14 protein-coding genes and 2 pseudogenes are annotated in these 17,556 nt (G+C 64.9%); 3 read left to right on the forward strand and 13 right to left on the reverse strand.

Annotated features, from left to right (window positions below):
- Positions 1 to 1,676 (reverse strand): glutamine--tRNA ligase/YqeY domain fusion protein (locus AKN84_RS28315; RefSeq protein ID WP_050423834.1); only part of this gene is annotated, 1,676 nt, incomplete at its 3' end.
- A gap of 177 nt (positions 1,677 to 1,853) precedes the next feature.
- On the opposite strand from AKN84_RS28315, the gene gltX reads away from it, so the two are divergent.
- Positions 1,854 to 3,275, forward strand: coding sequence for a glutamate--tRNA ligase (gltX, locus tag AKN84_RS28320; RefSeq protein ID WP_050423835.1), 1,422 nt, complete (start codon positions 1,854 to 1,856; stop codon positions 3,273 to 3,275).
- Positions 3,276 to 3,435: 160 nt separating this feature from the next.
- Entirely contained in the window at positions 3,436 to 4,737 is a 1,302-nt protein-coding gene (gene gltA / locus AKN84_RS28325) for a citrate synthase (RefSeq protein WP_050423885.1), read from the forward strand.
- A gap of 33 nt (positions 4,738 to 4,770) precedes the next feature.
- On the opposite strand, the gene AKN84_RS28330 is transcribed toward gltA, so the two are convergent.
- The 5 genes and pseudogenes from AKN84_RS28330 to lpxA form a co-directional block, all read right to left on the reverse strand.
- A complete protein-coding gene (locus AKN84_RS28330; protein WP_050423836.1) occupies positions 4,771 to 5,106 on the reverse strand; it encodes an ArsR/SmtB family transcription factor in 336 nt (111 codons plus the stop codon).
- A 2-nt stretch (positions 5,107 to 5,108) separates the two neighbouring features.
- A complete protein-coding gene (locus AKN84_RS28335) occupies positions 5,109 to 5,768 on the reverse strand; it encodes an SRPBCC domain-containing protein (RefSeq protein ID WP_050423837.1) in 660 nt (219 codons plus the stop codon).
- 113 nt (positions 5,769 to 5,881) lie between these two features.
- On the reverse strand, positions 5,882 to 7,060 hold the full coding sequence (gene lpxB / locus AKN84_RS28340; RefSeq protein ID WP_050423838.1) for a lipid-A-disaccharide synthase: 1,179 nt from the start codon (positions 7,058 to 7,060) through the stop codon (positions 5,882 to 5,884).
- Positions 7,060 to 7,916: pseudogene (locus AKN84_RS28345) on the reverse strand (LpxI family protein). Before AKN84_RS28345 ends, lpxB begins: the two are co-directional and overlap by 1 nt.
- A 19-nt stretch (positions 7,917 to 7,935) precedes the next feature.
- A complete protein-coding gene (gene lpxA / locus AKN84_RS28350) occupies positions 7,936 to 8,730 on the reverse strand; it encodes an acyl-ACP--UDP-N-acetylglucosamine O-acyltransferase (protein WP_050423839.1) in 795 nt (264 codons plus the stop codon).
- 149 nt (positions 8,731 to 8,879) lie between these two features.
- Between lpxA and AKN84_RS28355 the strand changes: the two genes are divergently transcribed.
- Complete coding sequence (locus AKN84_RS28355; protein WP_050423840.1) at positions 8,880 to 9,203, forward strand: KTSC domain-containing protein; 324 nt, start codon at positions 8,880 to 8,882, stop codon at positions 9,201 to 9,203.
- Between the two features lie 21 nt (positions 9,204 to 9,224).
- On the opposite strand, the gene fabZ is transcribed toward AKN84_RS28355, so the two are convergent.
- From fabZ to AKN84_RS28390, 7 genes and pseudogenes are all read right to left on the reverse strand, one after another.
- Positions 9,225 to 9,683, reverse strand: a complete 459-nt coding sequence (gene fabZ, locus AKN84_RS28360; RefSeq protein ID WP_050423841.1) for a 3-hydroxyacyl-ACP dehydratase FabZ — start codon at positions 9,681 to 9,683, stop codon at positions 9,225 to 9,227.
- Complete coding sequence (gene lpxD, locus AKN84_RS28365) at positions 9,683 to 10,744, reverse strand: UDP-3-O-(3-hydroxymyristoyl)glucosamine N-acyltransferase (protein WP_050423842.1); 1,062 nt, start codon at positions 10,742 to 10,744, stop codon at positions 9,683 to 9,685. Before lpxD ends, fabZ begins: the two co-directional genes overlap by 1 nt.
- A 32-nt stretch (positions 10,745 to 10,776) precedes the next feature.
- Positions 10,777 to 13,314, reverse strand: a pseudogene (bamA, locus tag AKN84_RS28370) (outer membrane protein assembly factor BamA).
- A gap of 176 nt (positions 13,315 to 13,490) precedes the next feature.
- Positions 13,491 to 14,642, reverse strand: a complete 1,152-nt coding sequence (gene rseP, locus AKN84_RS28375) for an RIP metalloprotease RseP (RefSeq protein ID WP_050423843.1) — start codon at positions 14,640 to 14,642, stop codon at positions 13,491 to 13,493.
- A gap of 45 nt (positions 14,643 to 14,687) precedes the next feature.
- Positions 14,688 to 15,914 (reverse strand): 1-deoxy-D-xylulose-5-phosphate reductoisomerase, encoded by a 1,227-nt coding sequence (dxr, locus tag AKN84_RS28380; RefSeq protein WP_050423886.1) that lies wholly within the window; start codon positions 15,912 to 15,914, stop codon positions 14,688 to 14,690.
- Positions 15,915 to 15,918: 4 nt separating this feature from the next.
- Positions 15,919 to 16,791, reverse strand: coding sequence for a phosphatidate cytidylyltransferase (locus AKN84_RS28385; protein ID WP_050423844.1), 873 nt, complete (start codon positions 16,789 to 16,791; stop codon positions 15,919 to 15,921).
- The gene (locus AKN84_RS28390) at positions 16,788 to 17,546 is read right to left on the reverse strand and encodes an isoprenyl transferase (protein WP_050423845.1); all 759 of its coding nucleotides are present in this window, start codon (positions 17,544 to 17,546) and stop codon (positions 16,788 to 16,790) included. The genes AKN84_RS28385 and AKN84_RS28390 overlap by 4 nt, the downstream gene beginning before the upstream one ends.
- Positions 17,547 to 17,556: the final 10 nt, after the last annotated feature.

Genomic DNA, 17,556 nt, shown 5'->3' on the forward strand with positions numbered 1-17,556 from the left:
CCCTTGCCGCCGACTTCCTTGGCGAAGGTGTCGCGCAGGCCGATGGTGCGGTTGAACACGAGCTTGTCCGGCCTCGAATCCGCGTCACGCACGAAATAGCCCTGCCGCTCGAACTGCATCGCGTCAGGCGAGTTGCCCTCGGCGATCGCAGGCTCGACCCGCGCATCCGTCAGCACTTCCAGCGATTGCGGGTTGAGGTCGGCGGCGAAATTGGCGGCGTTCGGGCTAGGGTTCGCGAACAGCTGATTGTAGATCCGGATCTCCGCCGGCTTCGACTGGGCTGCCGGCAGCCAGTGCATCGTCGCCTTCACCTTGCGGCCGTCGGGCGCATTGCCGCCCTTGGTCGCCGGATCATAGGTCGCGCGGAGCTCTGTGATCTCGCCGGCGGCGTCCTTGATCACGCCCGTGCACTTGATGAAGTAAGCATAGCGCAGCCGCACCTCGTTGCCGGGCGAGAGGCGGAAGAACCTCTTCGGCGGGTTCTCCATGAAGTCGTCGCGCTCGATGTAGAGCTCGCGGCCGAACGCGATCTTGCGGGTGCCGGCTTCCGGATTGTCGGGATGGTTGATCGCCTCGATCTCCTCGACCTGCCCTTCCGGATAGTTCTCGATCACGACCTTGAGCGGCCGCAGCACCGCCATGCGGCGCAGCGCGGTGCGGTTCAGTTCCTCTCGGATGCAGAATTCGAGCATGCCGACATCGACCACGCTGTTGGCCTTGGCGACGCCGATGCGCTTGATGAACTCGCGCACCGCGGCCGGCGGCACGCCGCGCCGCTTCAGGCCGGCGATGGTCGGCATGCGCGGATCGTCCCATCCCGAGACATGCCCGTCACGGACGAGCTGGGTCAGGACGCGCTTCGACAGCAGCGTGTAGGTCAGGTTCAGCCGCGCCATTTCGTACTGGCGCGGCTTCGACGGCACCGGCAGCTTGTCGAGCAGCCACTCATAGAGCGGGCGGTGGTCCTCGAACTCCAGCGTGCAGATCGAATGGGTGATGCCCTCGATCGCGTCCGACTGGCCGTGCGCGTAGTCGTAGCTCGGATAGATCGACCACTTGTCGCCGGTGCGCGGATGATGGGCGTGCAGGATGCGGTACAGCACGGGGTCGCGCAAATTGATGTTGCCGGCGGCCATGTCGATCTTGGCGCGCAGCACGCGGGCGCCGTTGGAGAACTCGCCGGCCTTCATGCGGCGGAACAGGTCGAGGTTCTCCTCGACCGAACGGTCGCGGAACGGCGAGTTCTTGCCGGGCTCGGTCAGCGTGCCGCGGGACGTGCGGATCTCCTCCTGCGACTGATCGTCGACATAGGCATAGCCGGCCTTGATCAGGCCCTCGGCCCAATCGTACAGGCGCTCGAAATAGTCCGAGGCGAAGAAGAGGTTCTTGCCCCAGTCGTAGCCGAGCCAGTGGACGTCAGCCTGGATGGAGTCGATGTACTCCTGCTCCTCTTTTGTCGGATTGGTGTCGTCGAAGCGCAAATTGCACTGGCCGCCGAACTCCTGCGCGATGCCGAAGTTCAGCGCGATCGACTTGGCGTGACCGATATGCAGGTAGCCGTTCGGCTCCGGCGGGAAGCGGGTCACGATCCGGTTGTGCTTGTGGGAGGAGAGATCGGCCTGGACGATGTCGCGGATGAAGTCGCGCCCTGCCTCTGCCGTCGTGTCAGTCGTCATCAAAGGGTTCCCTGGAGGATTAAGCTCAACCTTCTGCCAAATTCGCGCCGTCCGGCCAAGTCCGGTGTCGGGCCGGTTTCAAGTCCGGTTTGACGGGCAAAAGGTCAACCGAGGCTTTAGTTATGTCCTGTTCCTGCTATACACCACCGCCCGTTCCAGCATACGTCTCGCTCGATCATGACCAATCCCGTCGTTACCCGCTTCGCCCCCTCACCGACCGGCTTCCTCCATATCGGAGGTGCCCGCACCGCGCTGTTCAACTGGCTCTATGCCCGGAAGCTCGGCGGCAAGATGCTGCTCCGGATCGAGGACACCGACCGCGAACGCTCCACCAAGGAGGCGATCGACGCCATCCTCGACGGCCTGAAATGGCTGGAGCTCGATTGGGACGGCGACGTCATCTACCAGTTCAGCCGCGCCGCCCGCCATCGCGAGGTCGCCGAGGGCCTGCTCGCCGCCGGGCGCGCCTATTACTGCTACGCCACGCCCGAGGAGTTGGCCGCGATGCGCGAGAGGGCACGCGCCGAGGGCCGCACCCGGCTCTATGACGGCATGTGGCGTGACCGTGATCCGGCCACCGCGCCCTCGGACGTCAAGCCGACCATCCGCCTGAAAGCGCCGCAGACCGGCGAGACCGTGATCGAGGACCAGGTCCAGGGCCGCGTGGTCTGGCAGAACGAGAACCTCGACGACCTCGTCCTGCTGCGCGGCGACGGCACCCCGACCTACATGCTCGCGGTCGTGGTCGACGACCACGACATGGGCGTCACCCACATCATTCGCGGCGACGACCACCTGATCAACGCCGCGCGCCAGAAGCAGATCTACGACGCGCTGGAGTGGGAGCTGCCGAGCATGTCCCACATTCCGCTGATCCACGGCCCCGACGGCTCGAAACTGTCGAAGCGCCATGGCGCGCTCGGCGTCGATGCCTACCGCGCGCTCGGCTATCTGCCGGCCGCCCTGCGCAACTACCTCGTCCGGCTCGGCTGGAGCCATGGCGACCAGGAGATCTTCTCGACCCAGGAGATGATCGACGCGTTCGACCTCCCGGGCATCGGCCGCTCGGCGGCGCGGTTCGATTTCGCCAAGCTGGAGAACCTCAACGGTCACTATATCCGGCAGAGCGACGATCAATCCCTCGTGACCCAGTTCGAGAGCGTGCTGGACTATGTTCCTGAAGGCGCCGCGCTGAAGGCCAAGCTCAACGACGCCACCCGCGCGCAGTTGTTGCGCGCAATGCCGAGCCTGAAGGAGCGCGCCAAGACGCTGATCGAGCTGATCGCGGGCGCCTACTTCATTTTCGCCGATCGGCCGCTCGAGCTCGATCCGAAAGCTGTGGCGCTACTCACGCCGGAAACGCGCGCATTGATCGGCCGGCTGCGTACCGCGCTGGAAGCCGTGAATGAATGGACGGCGGAAACCACCGAGTCCGCCATGCGGAATTTCGCCGAGCAGAACAATCTGAAACTCGGCGCCGTCGCCCAGCCGCTGCGGGTGGCGCTGACCGGGCGCACAACGTCGCCGGGCATCTTCGACGTGCTGGCCGTCCTGGGACGCCAGGAGTGCCTGGCCCGCCTCGCCGATCAGGCGGCGTAATCCTGCATGGACCCCCTCCAGGGTCCATCTTGCAGCGCACATTGCAATGAGCTACCCATCCCCGGACGCTTTCTCAACAAGCCGTTCCGCCCGGCCATGGGCCGCACATTAGCGACTGGGCATGGTCGGTTTTCGCAACGAATTCATCGGGGATATCGCGATGGACGCAAAATCCAGCAAGACAGCCACACTCACCATCGGCAACAAGAACTACGATTTCCCGATCCTGAGCGGCACGGTTGGGCCTGATGTCATCGACATCGCCAAGCTCTACGGCCAGGCCGGGGTGTTCACCTACGACCCCGGCTTCACCTCGACCGGCAGCTGCCAGTCGAAGATCACCTATATCGACGGCGACGCCGGCGTTCTCGAATACCGCGGCTATCCGATCGAGCAGCTCGCCGAGCACGGCGACTTCCTCGAGACCTGCTACCTGCTGCTCTACGGGGAGCTTCCGACCCCGGCGCAGAAGAAGGACTTCGACCATCGCGTGATCCATCACACGATGGTGCATGAGCAGATGGCCCGCTTCTTCCAGGGCTTCCGCCGCGACGCTCATCCGATGGCGATCATGGTGGCGGCCGTCGGCGCGCTGGCTGCGTTCTACCACGACTCCACCGACATCAACGATCCGCGGCAGCGCATGATCGCCTCGATGCGGATGATCGCGAAGGTGCCGACGCTGGCGGCGATGGCCTACAAGTACACCATCGGCCAGCCCTTCATCTATCCGAAGAACTCGCTCTCGTTTGCCGAGAACTTCCTCAACATGTGCTTCGCGGTGCCCTGCGAGGAATACAAGATCAATCCGGTGCTGGCTGACGCACTCGACAAGATCTTCATCCTGCATGCCGACCACGAGCAGAACGCCTCGACCTCGACGGTGCGCATTGCCGGCTCCTCGGGCGCCAACCCGTTCGCTTGCATCGCGGCCGGCATCGCCTGCCTGTGGGGCCCGGCGCATGGCGGCGCCAACGAGGCCGCGCTCAACATGCTCTACGGCATCGGCAAGGTCGAAAACATTCCGGACTTCATCGCCAAGGTGAAGGACAAGAACAGCGAAGTCCGCCTGATGGGCTTCGGCCACCGCGTCTACAAGAACTACGACCCGCGCGCCAAGATCATGCAGAAGATGTGTCACGCGGTGCTCAAGGAGACCGGCCACGGCGACGATCCGATGCTCAAGGTCGCGATGGAGCTCGAGAAGATCGCGCTCAGCGATCCCTACTTCATCGATCGCAAGCTCTACCCGAACGTCGACTTCTATTCGGGCATCACGCTGAAGGCGATGGGCTTCCCGGTCTCGATGTTCACCGTGCTGTTCGCCGTCGCCCGCACCGTCGGCTGGATCAGCCAGTGGAGCGAGATGATCGAGGATCCGCAGCAGAAGATCGGCCGTCCGCGCCAGCTCTACACCGGCGTCGCGCGCCGCGACTATGTGCAGATCGACAAGCGCACGTAAGCTGCATTCCTGAGTGAGTCCGAGACGGCGCCATCATTCCCGATGGCGCCGTTTTCGTTTGCCGCGCGCGACTTCGGTCGCGAGCGCATCGAGGCGCGGCAGCCAGAACGCCCTGAAGCGATCGAGCCAGTCGTCGACCTCGCGCAGCCGCCGCGGCTCCACCGCGTAGATGCGGCGGGTGCCGTCGGCGCGCACCGACGCGAAACCGGCGTCGCGCAGGATCCGCAGCTGCTGCGAGACCGCCGACTGGGTGATACCGAATTCGCGCTGCACGACGGCGACGACATCACCCGAACTGTGCTCGCCAGTCGCCAGCAGTTCCAGGATGCGCCGGCGAACGGGATCGCCGAGGATGTCGAAGGCGTGCACGGTTACGAGCCTCCACCCGGCTCGGGCTCGCCGCAATAGAACGCCGTGGTGTTGGCCCCGGCCCGGCGCGCGGCGGCCTCGTCCGTGCCAGCCTTGATCGAGGCCGTGCACCAGTCTGCGCTGCTGCGGCGGATGAACTCCCTGCCGTCATCGGAGCCGGGCCACGCCTCCGCGGCCGCGCGATCGAACTGCGCACCGGGGCCCGAGGCGATGTAGAGCGCGAGCCCGATCAAGGCGAGGTCCCAGCCGACGCCAACCGCGCCGGGTCCATAGCGATCCCAGAAATCGCCCTCGATCAGCGAGAGATGCTCGAGTTCCAGGCGCGTGCCGCCGGCGCCATCGTCAGCCAGGGTGACGGCGAGCCAGCTGACGGTGCCCATCGCCTCCCAGGTCACGGCAAGCCGGCGCGGCGGCTCGCACGTTGTGATCTCGCCGCCGGCCTGGCCCTGGAACTGGTAGCGGCCGCCGAGCTTCAGATCGCCCGAGACGGGTAAGAACCAGCGCGGAATGCGCTCGGGATTGGTCAGCGCGTCCCAGAGATCGGCGATGTCGGTGTCGTAGCTGCGCGTTGCAATCACTGCCCGCGCCGGTTTGCCGTCGCGTTCCCGGACGGCAACTTCGCGAACGACCGCTCCGACATAGGCGACAGGATCGATCTTCATGGAGGGCTCCGCATTAATATTAGACCACGCTAATATTAGCGCAGTCTAAATATCAGAGGCAAGCGGAACCGTTGCGACCGGATGTCGCCGCAGAGCGCAGCATGAGTGAACGACTAGGCCGAACGCCGGCCCAATTCCGCCAGCACGATGTCGGCGGCGCGGACGCTCGGCGGCTGGTCGCCGGTCGACATCTTGCCGTCCATCGTCGCGAACGCCACAAGCTGCCGCAGGCGCTCAGGTGAATCCTTGATCACCTCGACCAGCGCCTGCGCAAGCTTGTCCGGCGTGCAGTTCTCCTGCAGGAACTCGGGAATGATATCGCTGCCGATCACGAGATTGGCGAGGATCACCGACGACACCCGGATTGCGCGGCGCAGGATGAACGCCTCGGCGGCGCCGACGCGATAGGCCGTTACCATCGGAATCCCTGACAGCGCGAGCTCCAGCGTCACTGTGCCCGACTTCGCGAGCGCGGCGCGGGCGACGCGGAATGCGGCGCGCTTCTCGGTCTCGCCGATCGCAAGCCGCGGCGCCACGGGCCACGAGGCGACGCCTTCGCGCACCATCGCCTCGAGATGCGGCATGGTGGGAAGCACGAGCTCGAACGGCGTTTGCTGGTTGAGCTGGCCGAGCGCGGCGCCAAACAGCGCCAGATGATGCTTGATCTCGCTGCGCCGGCTTCCGGGCAGAACCAGCAGGACCGGCGGTTGCGCGTCGCGCCGCTTCTGCTCCTCCTCGTTCGGCCGCAGCGAGGCGAGTTGCTCGGTCAGGGGATGGCCGACATAGCTGCATGGCGGTCCCTGCAGCTTGCGATATTCTTCCGGCTCGAACGGCAGCAGCGCGAGCACATGATCGACATAGCTTCGCATCGCGCGTGCCCTGCCCGGCCGCCAGGCCCAGACCGACGGTGACACGTAATCGATGATCGGAATATTCGGATTGCGTGCACGGACCCGGCGCGCGACGCGATGGGTGAAGTCCGGGCTGTCGATGATGACGAGCATGTCGGGCGCGTCGGCGAGCACTGCGTCGGCGGTGCGGCTGATCAACCGCAGGATTTTCGGCAATTGCTTCACGACCGCGGAAAGGCCGACGATCGAGAGCTCCTCGATCGGAAATAGCGGGTCGATGCCCTCACCCGTCATCTGCCGGCCGCCGACGCCGGCAAATTGCACGTTATCGCCGAGCCGCTGGCGCAGCACCTGCATCAGTGCCGCGCCGAGGCGGTCACCGGATTCCTCGGTCGCGATGAGGAAGATCTTGCGGCCGGTGCTGGGACTGCGCGCCTGCATCAGCCTGCCAACCCGATGACGAACAGCCCCTTGGCGTCGGCGGCCTCGATCAGGGCCTGCGGTTCGGCGGCGAGCGTATTGCCCGCGATCACGGCGATCCCGGCAATCCCCGCCGCGGCCGCACCCTCGACCGTCCGCGGGCCGATGGTCGGCAGATCGAAGCGCAGATCCTGCTTGCTCTTCGGCGCCTTCACCAGCACGCCGCGGCCGCTTTGGCGCGGATCCGGCCCTCGGCGCGCAGCCGCGCCACGCGCGCGAGCAGCCCGTCGGTGCCTTCGATGTCTTCGACCGCAACCACGTGACCGTCGACCACCACGGCCGCCTGTCCGATGTCGAACGGCCCGAGCGCGTCGAGCACGCCGCGGCCGCGCGCGATATCGGCGAGCGCTGCGCTGTCCGGCGTCGCGCGCGTCACGGCGCCCTCGGGCATCAGGAGATCGGGCGCGACGTCCTTGATCCCGACCATGCGAAATCCCTGCTGCTCGAGGATGCGGCCGACGCTCGACAGCAAATGATCGTCGCCGCCACGGAACGCGCGCACGACATGGCCGAGCAGGCGCAGCGTCCCCCAGTCGAGCCGGATCTCCGACAGCGCCGGGCGGACCAGGGTGCCGATGAAGATCAGGTCGCGGCAGCCTTCATCGCGAAACAACCGTGTCGCCCGCCCAAGCTGGCCGACCGAGATCCAGCGATGACGAAACTTCTGCAAGCGCGCGGGATCGCAGGCGCCGCGCAGTGCGAACAGCACCGGCGTGATGCCGCGCGCGGCGAGCTGATCCGCAACCGCGAACGGCATGGCGCCGCCGCCGGCGATCACGCCGACCGGCGAGGAAAGCGAGGGAGCCGCTGACGTCATGCTGGCGGCCATCCCCTGCTCAATTGGTATCGGCGGGAAGACAGAGCGGTCGCAGCTTGCCGCCCTCGATGAAGGTGAGGATCTCCGCGATCGCGGGATCCTCGCTTGCCAGCGGCTGCACCGAAGCCAGCCGCTCGGCGAAGATGCCGGGGCCGTGGAACAGTTTTTGGTAGAACGCACGCACGGTTGCGAGCCGCGCCTTGGTGAACTGGCGGCGCCGCATACCGATGATGTTGAGGCCTTCGAGCACCGCGTACTGGCCGTTGGCGAGCCCGAACGGGATGATGTCGCCGCGCACGCCGCAGACGCCGCCAATCATCACCTGCGAACCGACGCGGGTGAACTGGTGCACCGCCGACAGGCCGCCGATATAGACGAAGTCGCCGATCTCGCAGTGACCGCCCAGCGTCGCCGACGTCGCGAAGATCACGCCGTTGCCGACCATGCAGTCATGGCCGACGTGGCTGTTATTCATGAAGAAGCCGCGATCGCCGACGCGGGTGAGCCCGCCGCCCTTGATCGTGCCGACATTCATCGTCACGCCCTCGCGGATCGTGCAGGCTTCGCCGACTTCGAGACGGGTCGGCTCGCCGCGATAGCTGAGATCCTGCGGCGGCCCGCCGAGCGCGGCAAACGGCGAGATGACGCAGCCGGCGCCAATCCTGGTATGTCCGCTGACCGTGACATGCGCGATCAGCTTGCAGTTCTCACCGAGCACGACATTGGGGCCGATGATGCAGTACGGACCGATCTCGGTGCCGGCCCCGATCACAGCGCCATCCGCAATCCGCGCAGTGGGGTCGATCATGCTCATGAAGTTTCGATCCGGAATTCGTTAATCGCGCCAAGGTGCTATCAAGGCGCCATGCTGTCGATTTGGCTGGTCGTTAGCGCGACTTTGACCGCCCTGTCCAGTGACGTATCATGACGGCCTGTTGCAAACGAGAAGGTCGCAACCGATCCATGGTCCGGGCCGCCGCGCTGATCCTCAGCCTGCTCTCTGCGCCGATCGGCACCGAGATCGTCGACCTCGGCAACAGCACGGCTGTCGATCTCTCGCGCTTCGACTGCCGCGACATCAATCGCAGCACGATCGTCCAGCGGGTCTGCTACAGCGCGGGCGAGCAGACATTGCTGGTCGCGGTCAGGGGCAGCTACCAGCACTATTGCGGCGTGCGTACTGAAACCTACGACGCGCTGATGATCGCACCATCGATGGGCGTCTTTCTCAACCGCGTCCTGCGCATCGCAGGCGCGGACGGCCGATACGCCTGCCGGACGTCGTGAGCCCTGCAGCGCGAAAGCGCTTTAGTCCGTCAGCATCGCGCCGACATCGGCTTCAGCGACCACCTGGCCGTTGACCTTGGCATCGCCGTGAAACCACCACATCGTCTTGCGGCGGCCGAGCGAGCGCATGTGGTATTCGATGGTGTCGCCCGGCATCACCGGCTTCCTGAACTTGCACTTGTCGATGGTGAGGAAATACACCGCGCGCGGCTTCTCGGTGCCCTCGACCGACTTGATGCCGATCACACCGGCGGTCTGGGCCATCGCCTCGATCATCATCACGCCGGGATAAACCGGGCGCTCCGGGAAATGTCCCTGGAACGGCGGCTCGTTGAATGTGACGTTCTTGATGCCGATACCGCTGTAGTCGGTGCGGATATTGATCACGCGGTCGATCAGCAACATCGGAAAGCGATGCGGGAGCGTCTTCAGGATATCGTTGATATCCACCAGCTCGAATTTGACCGGTGCCTCCTCCATCACTCCTGTTCCTTGCCCTTGGCTTCGTTGTCGCGCACCAGGCGCTCCACTGCGATAATTTCCCTGAACCACTGCTTGGTCGGCTTGGCGAAATGCCCGCCCCAGCGGCCATTGGCCGGGATGTCGTCCTTGACCGCGCTCATCGCCGTCACCTGGGCGCCGTCGCCGATCTTGAGGTGGTTGTTGATGCCCACCTTGGCGCCGAGCGCGACATTGTCGCCGATCGTCAGACTGCCGGCGAGCCCGATCTGGGCCGCGAGCAGACAGTGCCGGCCGATGGTGACATTGTGGCCGATCTGGACCTGATTGTCGATTTTGGTGCCCTCACCGATCACGGTGTCGCGGAGGGAACCGCGGTCGATGGTCGAGGCGGCGCCGACCTCGACATTGTTCTGGATCACCACGCGACCGGTCTGCGGCACCTTCACGTGGCCCTTGGGCCCGAAGAAGATGAAGCCGTAGCCGTCCTGGCCGATATTGCAGCCGGGATGGATCAGGACGTTGTTGCCGATCAGCGCGAACTGAATGGTGGTCTTGGCGCCGACATTGCAGTCGCGGCCGATCTTGACGTCGGCGCCGATCACCGCGCCGGCGCCAACGATGGTGCCCGAGCCGATCTCGACCCGCGGGCCGATCACGACCAGCGGATCGACGATGACACCATCCTCGAGGCGCGCGGTCGGATCGATGATCGCCGACGGGGCGATCCCCTCGGTATCGAACCAGGATTGCGGCCGCAGCGCATCGGCGTGCCATTCGCGGGCAAGCTCGACGAACACCTGGAACGGCTTTGCGGCCCGCAGCACGGCGGTGCCCTTCGGCACCTGCGCCTCGAAGCGCGGGCTGACCAGGCAGGCGCCGGCCTTGGTCGCGGCAAGCTGGTCGGCGTATTTGAGATTGTCGAAAAACGCGAGATGCATCGGACCGGCCTCGTCGAGCGAGGCCAGCCCCCTGATCTTGTGCGCGCCCCTTTCGGGGTCGACCAGTTGCGCCTTCGTCAGCGCGGCTATTTCAGCCAGCGATGACGAAGGAGGACTTTTGAAGAAGATCGGCTGCGCCATTCCATCCGTCGCAGTCCGGTCGGGTCGCGGTGTTAGAAAGTCGTACCGCCACCAAACCGGAATTCTTGCACGCGGTCATACGCACCCTTGGTCAGCGGCACGGCGTAGTCGAAGCGCAGCGGACCAAACGGCGACTGCCAGATCAGACCGACACCGACCGAACTACGGACAACCTTGCTGTCGTCGAACTGCAGGCCAAGGCAGGTGCCCGGAGACGCCGGGTTGTTCGTCGGCTTGACGCAGCCGGGCACATTGACTTCGCCGGTTCTCGCCCACGATGTCGGGCCCTGATAGTCATACAGCCCGCCAGCGTCGGCATAGACCGCGCCCTTGAGCCCGACTTCCTTCGGCAGGAACCAGAACGGCATCTGCAGTTCCGCCGACACGCCCCAGTACTTGGTGCCGCCGATGGCGTCCATCGTGCCGTACGGGTTGATGTCACGCGGACCGATACCGTTCGGCGCGAAGCCGCGGACCAGGTTCGGGCCCATCTGGAAGTGATCCAGCATACGCAGTTCGTCGCTGCCGAGCTTGTTCAGGATGCCGCCCTGCGCGTGGATCACGCCGACGATGTCCGACACCAGCGGGGTGTAGTACTTCGCGTCGATCGCGCTCTTGATGTAGCTGACGTCGCCGCCGACGCCGGCGAAGTCCTGCTTGAAGTCGATGATCAGACCGTCGGTCGGGTTCTTGTTGTTGTCGAGCGTGTTGTAGTTGAGCGTATAGCCCAGCGCCGAGGTCAGGGTCTTGCCGCCATACAGTTCCTTGCGGACCGGCAGCGAGGCTTCACCGTCGGAGAAGCAGCCCAGACCATTGGTCGACACCAGGCTGATCCCGTTCAGGTTGGCATAGGCGGGGCTCGGATTGAACGCGGGATTCGGCGTTCCGTCCGGCAGCAGCGGCACGTTGTTACAGTTGTTGAGCGTCGACGGCAGCGTGATTTCCTGCTGATAGATCGAGTAGCGCAGCTGCAGCGACAGATCTTCCCGCAGGCTGAAGCCGAGCCGCGGGCTGAAGCCCAGCGTCTTGGTGCCGTAGGCGATGTAACTGTTGGACAGCTGCTGGCGCTGGTAGAAATCGAGGCCGAGCGCGACGCGGTAGTCGAGCAGATAGGGCTCGACGAACGACAGCGAGTAGCCGCGGGCGTACTGGCCGTAGGTCACCGAGGCCTTCGCGAACAGGCCGCGGCCGAGCAGGTTGCGCTCGGAGACGCTGACTTCGGCCAGCGCGCCGTCGGTGGTCGAATAGCCGCCCGACACCGAGAAGTCGCCGGTCGACTTCTCCTCGAGATCGACGATCAGGATGACGCGATCGCTGGAGGACCCGGGCTCGGTGGTGATTTTCACGGTCTTGAAGAAGTCGAGGTTCTTCAGCCGGCGCTCGGCACGGTCGACCAGCGCACGGTTGTAGGCGTCGCCTTCGGAGATATCGAACTCGCGGCGGATGACGTAGTCGCGCGTGCGGCTGTTGCCGCGGATGTTGATGCGCTCGATATAGGTACGCGGACCTTCATCGATCGCGAAGGTGATCGACACCGTGTGACTGTCGAAATTGCGATCGCCGCGCGGCCGGACCACCGCGAACGCGTAGCCGCGGCGGGACGCCTCGATCTGCATCTCCTCGACCGACTTCTCCAGCGCCTCGGCGTTGTAGAGCGAGCCGACATTGACGCGCGAGAACGAGCGCAGCGCGTTCGGATCGAGCGTGTTGATCGACGACGTGAAGTTGACGGATGCGACGCGGTACTGCTGGCCCTCCTCGATCTTGAAGGTAACCAGGAAGCCCTTCTTGTCGGGATCGTATTCGGTCAGCGCGGCCACGACCTGCACGTCGGCATAGCCGTTCTTGAGGTAGAAGCGGCGCAGCAGGTCACGGTCGGCCTCGACCCGGTCGGGGTCGTAGACGTCGTTACCGCCGAGGAAGCTCAGGATGTTCGATTCGCGGGTCTTGATGACATCGCGCAGGCGCGACGCCGAATAGGCATTGTTGCCGACGAACTCGATCGACCGCACGCCGGTCTTCACGCCTTCATTGACCTCGAAGATCAGGTCGACGCGGTTATTCGGCTGCTCGATGATCTGCGGATTGACCCGCACGTCGTAGCGGCCGGAGCGGCGGTAAATTTCCGCGATTCGCAGGGCATCCGACTGCACCATGGACGCGAGAAGGTGCCGCGCGGCTTGGACTGGACTTCGGCGGTGAGCTGCTCGTCCTTGACCTTCTTGTTGCTTCGAAGGCAACGCGGCCAATCACCGGGTTCTCGACCACGACCACGACGAGGCGTCCGCCCCGCTGGTCGATATGGACGTCCTGGAACAGGCCGGTCTCGATCAGCGCCTTCAGGCCGTCGTCGATCTGGGCCTGGCCCAGCCGACCGCCCGGTCCGGGATGGAAATAAGAGCGGATGGTTTCGAGCTCGACGCGGCGGTTCCCCTCCACCGTGATCGAATCAACCGTCTGCGCATACGCAGGCGCAGACACAGCTACGGCCGACAGAGTGGCCGCCACCGGCGCGGCGAACATGACCAAGGCGGCGAACAAGCCCCCCTCACTCGCATTCCAAACATCATGCGCAACGCGCCCTTATCTTAACAGTGCCAAGTCGTTCCCCAACGACCCGACAGATTCCCAACCTGCCGCTCAGCTTGTAGCCAAATTTGCCAAGGGGGCAAACTTACTAGAGCTGAACATTTCCATTTTCGTTCCAAGACGTTGCCCATTGGCAACGTCACAGAAAAGCCCCGTTTCAGGACCCGGCGATCCTGAGGATGTCGTTATACGTCGCAAACACCATCAACATCAGAACCAAACCCAGACCGATTCGGAAACCCACCTCTTGCGTCCGCTCGGAAAGCGGGCGTCCACGGAGCGCCTCAGCGCTGTAGAACAGCAGGTGTCCGCCATCCAGAAGCGGGATCGGGAACAGGTTCAACAGACCGATCGAGACCGACAGGATGGCGCAAAGATTGACCACGAACTGGAACCCGGCGCTCGCCGCCTGGCCCGAAAGCTTCGCGATTCCAATGACTCCGCTCACCTCGGCCGGATTGCCGGTCCCGACGAACAGCGACCCCAGGAACTTGAACGTGCTGGCAATGATGTACCAGACCTGCTCGACGCCGATCTTCATGGCCTCGAAGACGCCAACCGGCGCGCTGGAGGCTTCGCCGACCTGAGCCTTGTGCTCGATTCCGAGCACGCCGATCTTGTGCGCGTTGCCGAAGGGATCCTTGACCTCCTTCAATGCCGGCGTCGCCTTGAGCGCGACGACCGCGCCATCCCGCTTCACCTTGAAGCCAAGCTCTGAACCAGCATTCGATGCTACGATCCGCTGCATGTCAGCAAAGCTCTGGATGGCGCTGCCGTCGATATCCACGACGACGTCGCCGACCTTGAAGCCCGCATTCGCGGCGACGCTCTCGGCGACCAGGCCGTCGACCCGGGCGATCGTGCTGGGCTTGCCGTAATAGAGTGCCATGCCGGCAAAGATCAGGGCACCAAGAATGAAGTTCGCGATCGGGCCGGCCGCGACGATGGCGGTGCGCTTGCCGACCGACTTGTGGTGGAAGCTGCCCTCGCGCTCTTCCGCCGTCATGGCGGCGAGCGTCTCCGTCGACGGCGTCGACGCCTCGCTGTCGTCACCGAAGAACTTGACGTAGCCGCCGAGCGGAATCGCCGAGATCTTCCAGCGCGTGCCATGCCGGTCATTGAAGCCGGCAAGCTCCGGCCCGAAGCCCAGCGAGAAGGTCAGCACCTTCACGCCAGCCCAGCGCGCGACCAGGAAATGGCCAAGCTCGTGGAAGAAAACGACGATGGTCAGGACGAAGAGAAACGGAACGATATAGCCGAGAAGCCCATGACTCAACGCATCGATACTATGAAGAAAATACTCGGGCATCCGAATTCCCCTCGACAAGAGCGATTAAGCTCCGTCCCCAACCCTCTAGGTTGCCTTTAAGGCAATTTGAGGCAATAGGGCGGCAGCTTTATTTCGCGCGATATGGTCAACGGAAATCGCATCATCCGCCGAATGCAGTGGTGGCTGATTCCCCGACCTGATCCAATCATTCATCGTCGCCTCGACCAGCCGGGCGATCGCACCGAACTTGATCTTGCCAGCGATAAACGCGGCGACCGCGATCTCGTTCGCGGCATTATAGACCGTCGTCGCGCCGTACCCCATCCGCAGCGCCTCGTAAGCCAGCCGCAGCCCCGGGAAACGCTCGAAGTCCGGCGCCTCGAAGGTGAGCTGTCCGATCTTGGCGAGATCGAGCTTGGCCGATGGGCCGACGACGCGGTCGGGCCAGCCGAGGCAATGCGCGATCGGGATCCGCATGTCGGGTGTGCCGAGCTGGGCCACCACCGAGCGATCCGAGAACTCGACCATGCCGTGGATGATCGACTGCGGGTGCACCAGCACGTCGATCTCGTCGGGCGCCAGGGCGAACAGATAGGACGCCTCGATCACCTCGAGGCCCTTGTTCATCATCGAGGCGGAATCGATCGTGATCTTCTGCCCCATGCTCCAGTTCGGATGCTTCAGCGCCTGTTCCAGCGTCGCCTGCTCGATGTCGGCCGGAGCCCAGGTGCGGAACGGCCCGCCGGATGCGGTGATGATCACCCGCGTCAGTTCCTCGCGATTGCCGGAGGCGAGCGCCTGGAACAGCGCATTGTGTTCGGAGTCCGCCGGCAGGATGCAGGCGCCGGCCTTCTTGGCCCGCTCCATGAAGATGTCCCCGGCGCAGACCAGGCACTCCTTGTTGGCGAGCGCGACGGTTGCGCCGCGATCGACCGCGGCAAGCGCCGGCTTCAATCCGGCAGCACCGCTGACCGCCGCCATCACCCAATCCGCCGGCCGTGCGGCGGCCTCGATGATGGCGCTCTCCCCGCCCCCGCATTCGATCCGGGTTCCAGCCAGTGCGTCCTTCAGCTCGGAAAGCTTCGCCGGATCGGCAATGGCGGCGAACCGCGCACCGAACTCCCTGGCGAGCTTGGCAAGACCCTCGACATTGCTGTTCGCGGTCAGCGCCTCGACCTGGTAGCGGTCGCGCGCGCCACGCAGCAGATCCATCGTGCTGTCGCCGATTGAGCCGGTGGCACCGAGGACAGTCACGGTCCGCACGGCGGATGCCGCCGCGGCCTTGTTGTTACGCAACGGAACTGCGCTCATCTCATCACCAAACCATAAGACCGCGTCCGACGCCATCGGCGCCACCACGGAGAAAGCCGAAAATCGCCGCCACAATGACGGCCGCGACAAATCCGTCCAGGCGATCCAGCAGGCCGCCATGGCCGGGAATGATGTGGCTCGAATCCTTCACCCCGAACCGCCGCTTCACCGCGGATTCGAAGAGATCGCCGAGTTGCGAGACCACCGACAACACGGCTCCGAGCATCAACAACGGCCCTGTCGTCCCGATCTCGAAGGCGGCAAAGCCGGCCGCAACAACCAGGCTCGCCACGAAACCGCCGATCGCGCCAGCCCATGTCTTCTTCGGGCTGACCCGCACCCAGAGCTTCGGCCCGCCGATGCTGCGGCCTGCGAAATAGCCGCCGATATCGGTGACCCACACGACCAGCAGCACGAACATCAGCGCGGCGAAGCCGTTCGCCGGATCGAGACGCAGCACGACCGCTGCGATCTCGGCGGCCGCCGCATAGAGCAATCCCGCAATTGCCCAGCCGCGCCGCTCGCCCGACGTCAACGCCACCGCGACCACACCGACCACGAGCACGTCCAGCGCCGCATCGATGCGGCCGACCATCAAACAAAGTCCGATCAGCAGCAGCGCTAAGGCACCGGGCACCACGACGCGGAGTTCGCGTCCGAACCCGGTTACAGCAAGCCATTCCACAAACAAGCCGACCGCCGCCAGCGTCACCAACAGCGACCAGGCGATACCGCCCAGATAGGCCAGTGCGATCGCGACCGGCGCCAGCACCAGCGCCGCAACCACGCGCATCGCGAGGTTGCGCGCCCCCTGATCGCCTGCTGCCTCAGGCGGCTGCTCGCTTGCTGCCGCCGGCGCGGCTTCGCCCTCGCTCACGAGCCGGTTTTCGCGGCGAGGCCGCCGAACCGGCGCTCGCGTTTGCCGTATTCCGCAATCGCGCCCTCGAGCGCCGCCTTGTCGAAATCCGGCCAGTGAATCGGCACGAACACCAGCTCGCTATAGGCCGCCTGCCACATCAGGAAGTTCGACAGACGCTGCTCGCCGCTGGTGCGGATGATCAGATCCGGATCCGGAATGTCGGGCGCATCGAGGTAGTGCCCGAGCGTGTCGGCATCGATCGAGTTGGCGTCGCGCTTGCCTTCGGCAACCTCGCGCGCAAGGCGCCGCGCGGCGGCGGCGATCTCCGCCCGCGAACCGTAGTTGAAGGCGACAACAAGGTTGAGCTTGGTATTGTTCCTCGTGAGCTCTTCGGCCTCGTTGAGCAGCGCGCAGATGTCGCCGTCGAGCCCGTCGCGCTCGCCGATCACGCGCACCCGCACCCCGTCGCGGTGCAGCGTCGCCAGATCGTTGCGGATGAAGCGGCGCAGCAGGCCGAACAGATCGCCGATCTCGCTGGCGGGTCGCGACCAGTTTTCCGAGCTGAACGAAAAGATCGTAAGGTAGACGATGCCGAGTTCATGAGCTGCCCGCACCACGCGGCGCAGCGCCTCGACGCCGCGGCGATGGCCCTCGACGCGCGGCAGGCCGCGCGACGCGGCCCAGCGCCCGTTGCCGTCCATGATGATCGCCACATGCAACGGACCGCCGGAGCGATCCGGTCCGTCAGTTGCTGGGGCGGCGGCGTTCGACATCTGCTGTTCC

The sequence above is a fragment of the Bradyrhizobium tropiciagri genome, from assembly GCF_001189845.1.
In the GTDB taxonomy this organism is placed as follows: domain Bacteria; phylum Pseudomonadota; class Alphaproteobacteria; order Rhizobiales; family Xanthobacteraceae; genus Bradyrhizobium; species Bradyrhizobium tropiciagri.

Coding starts and splice junctions, on each gene's coding strand:
- gltX (WP_050423835.1), top strand. CDS start 1,854: ATGACCAATCCCGTCGTTACCCGCTTCGCCCCCTCACCGACCGGCTTC.
- gltA (WP_050423885.1), top strand. CDS start 3,436: ATGGACGCAAAATCCAGCAAGACAGCCACACTCACCATCGGCAACAAG.
- AKN84_RS28335 (WP_050423837.1), bottom strand. CDS start 5,768: ATGAAGATCGATCCTGTCGCCTATGTCGGAGCGGTCGTTCGCGAAGTT.
- lpxB (WP_050423838.1), bottom strand. CDS start 7,060: ATGCAGGCGCGCAGTCCCAGCACCGGCCGCAAGATCTTCCTCATCGCG.
- lpxA (WP_050423839.1), bottom strand. CDS start 8,730: ATGAGCATGATCGACCCCACTGCGCGGATTGCGGATGGCGCTGTGATC.
- AKN84_RS28355 (WP_050423840.1), top strand. CDS start 8,880: ATGGTCCGGGCCGCCGCGCTGATCCTCAGCCTGCTCTCTGCGCCGATC.
- fabZ (WP_050423841.1), bottom strand. CDS start 9,683: ATGGAGGAGGCACCGGTCAAATTCGAGCTGGTGGATATCAACGATATC.
- lpxD (WP_050423842.1), bottom strand. CDS start 10,744: ATGGCGCAGCCGATCTTCTTCAAAAGTCCTCCTTCGTCATCGCTGGCT.
- rseP (WP_050423843.1), bottom strand. CDS start 14,642: ATGCCCGAGTATTTTCTTCATAGTATCGATGCGTTGAGTCATGGGCTT.
- dxr (WP_050423886.1), bottom strand. CDS start 15,914: ATGAGCGCAGTTCCGTTGCGTAACAACAAGGCCGCGGCGGCATCCGCC.
- AKN84_RS28390 (WP_050423845.1), bottom strand. CDS start 17,546: ATGTCGAACGCCGCCGCCCCAGCAACTGACGGACCGGATCGCTCCGGC.